The sequence below is a fragment of the Rhizorhapis sp. SPR117 genome (genome assembly GCF_021742065.1).
The window spans coordinates 1-1,893 of record NZ_JAKKIE010000167.1; the positions used below are offsets into that span (position 1 = coordinate 1).

Genomic DNA, 1,893 nt, shown 5'->3' on the forward strand with positions numbered 1-1,893 from the left:
CCCGACTTCAACAGTGCCCAATAAATAATTCTGTAAGATCAGCACGTTGAGCGGTCGCGCGGATTTGTTACCACTACATTTTGGTGGGGTTGGGGGTTCAGGCGGTCTGTTCGCGCAGGTTGTGCGGAAGGGCGACGCCGGCGGCCTTGAAGATGGCGCCGACCTGGCCGGTGACGTGGGTCCGTGTGGTGATCTGCTTGCCGTCTTTCTCAACGGTTGCCTGTTGGAGGCGATCGAGGTCGCGCAGCAGATCGGCCCATTCGACGACGATGTGCTTGTCGGCACAGAGCCGGGCGAGCTCCTTGCTGAGAACAAGCGCGAGGAATGAACAAAACACATGACCGCGGATGGCGGCGTCGCTGGCATGATAAATCGGTCGGGTCCGCAGCACCGCCTTGGCGGCGCGGAACAAGGTCTCAACCTGGAGCAAATCGCGGTAGCGAAGGATCGCCTGAAGCGGGGTGATCCGGGCGTTGGTGCGCAGCACCGTGATGCCATCGAAGCGCGCCTCGTCGGCCAGCTTGCCGGGATCGATTTCAAAGGCGTGCTTTTTGGTGGTGCGCAGGTAGCGACGATAGGCCGAGTTGCCCACCAGCGCCTTGTCGCCCTTCTTGAGCTGCGCCTGGAGGCCGGTGATGATCGCCTGGCGCTCTTCCCTGTCCTTGCGCGCCTCGGCTTCGTTGCGACAGACGATATAGCGCTGCTTGCCGACCTTGACCTCCTTGACGAACAACTGGGTCTCGCCGCGCTGGCGGTCGATCGCCAGCGGCGTGAACGGCGCTTCGTCGTTGAGGACGATGTCGCGAATGACCGTGGTGCTGCGTTCGCGGGCGCCCAGGATATACTCGAGTTTGCGAGCTTCGAGCGCGGAGATAGTCGCCGCCGAGATCATGCCGCGATCCGCCACCACGCACACCCGCGTCACCCCGAAGCGGTCGCGCAGGCGATCGACCACGGGCAGCAGCACCGTGCTGTCGGCGGTGTTGCCCGGCACCATCTCGGTGCAGATCGGTCGCCCCTCGGCATCGATCACGGCGGCGACGATCATCTGCTTGAGATCGGGGCGATAGTCCTTCGAGTAGCCGCGGGCGCCCAGCGTCTCGCCGCCCTCGCCGTAGAAGGAGAGCGAAGTGGTATCCATGAACACCACCGACAGATCGGTGAACAGGTCGCGGCGGCGGTCGAACAACGCCTCTTCGATCCGATCCTTCACACAGCGTGGCGCCAGCGCATCGGGCGCCTTGGCCTCGACCTCCTCGCCGAGCCAGGCCACCGCCCGGTACAGATGGTGAAGCTGCAGATCCTCGGCCCCGGGGATCTGGTAGTCGGCCATCCACTTCTCGCACGCCCGATCCGAACCCGAGACGAACAGCCGGTGGAGGACGCTGGCAAACACCGCACGCTCAACCGCAAATTCAAAGCCGCGATCGGCGAGCAGATCGGTGAGCACCGCGTCAATGCCCAGTCGCTCCCACAGCCGCCCGAACAGTAACGGCCCGCCGATGCGCGTGCACGCGACCGTCCCCGCCGCCATGTCGGACAGGATGAGACTGCGCTCGCTATGACGGCCGATCGACGCGAGCAGCCGGTCCAAGGCGCCGCTGGCGACAAGATGATCCTTGCGTCCCAGCGCCTGGATCGTGCGCTGACGCACCTGCTTTCCCTCGCGAACGCTCTCTACGAGGTACAGATAGTGATGACCGCGGGCGACTCTCTCGACGACGAACATGCTGATGTTGTGATGCGAGGCCGCACAAATATCAACGTTTCCACGACGAAATATGCAAATATGTTGTTACCACATATTTGCGCTGTTCAAAATCACCCTATGTAATTTCAATAGCTTACGGCAATCCGTTCGCTATCCGTTCACGCTTCACTGTTGAAGTAGGG

The 1,893-nt window shown here is 62.4% G+C and carries 1 protein-coding gene; it reads right to left on the bottom strand.

Annotated elements, in window-relative coordinates; genetic code table 11:
• Nucleotides 1-97: 97 nt before the first annotated feature.
• The gene (locus tag L3X40_RS21720) at nt 98-1,729 is read right to left on the bottom strand and encodes an IS1634 family transposase (RefSeq protein WP_237367410.1); all 1,632 of its coding nucleotides are present in this window, start codon (nt 1,727-1,729) and stop codon (nt 98-100) included.
• Nucleotides 1,730-1,893 lie beyond the last annotated feature (164 nt).